The sequence below is a fragment of the Gordonia sp. UBA7599 genome, assembly GCA_002477755.1.
Classification (GTDB): Bacteria; Actinomycetota; Actinomycetes; order Mycobacteriales; family Mycobacteriaceae; genus Gordonia.
Genome location: DLKD01000132.1, coordinates 1 through 456, shown reverse-complemented (window position 1 = coordinate 456; position 456 = coordinate 1). Strand labels below are relative to the sequence as shown.

The window sequence follows — 456 nt, the reverse complement described above, 5'->3', positions numbered from 1 at the left end:
TCGCCCGTCGCCGGGTCGTAGATCGACGACGACACATCGCCGTCGGCTTCCACCCGCGTGATGAGGTCGATGCGCCCGTCCTGATCGGTATCGGTAAAGACGGTCAACCCGGTAGAGTCCGTCCGGGACAGACTGTCGTCGATGCCGTCGGCATCGGTGTCCACGGTCGCCGGGCCCATGTCCCACAGCCGCCCCGACTCGGCCAGCCACAGGTGCTCGTCAACGCCGCCCGTCGCGTCGGGGGCGTCGAAAGAGCCGTCTTCGGTGTAGTCGCCGTCCATCACTTAATTAGACGCAGCCCGCCACGCTCCGGTTCCATCCGATTCGCCCCCCATTCGATTTGCGCTGCGCCGCACGTGCGCTGCCACCACCGGCTCCGCAGCGTTGAGCAGGGCGACGGTCCGCCACTCGGTGCGGGCGCGCGCATCGGCGACCGCCTCGGCCACCCAGGCCCGC

1 protein-coding gene is annotated in these 456 nt (G+C 69.3%); it reads right to left on the bottom strand.

The window, feature by feature from the left end; translation table 11 throughout:
- Nucleotides 1-281, bottom strand: a 281-nt coding sequence (locus tag B4L26_RS14750) for a DUF6802 family protein (protein ID WP_290719936.1), incomplete at its 3' end; no start/stop codon positions are given.
- Nucleotides 282-456 lie beyond the last annotated feature (175 nt).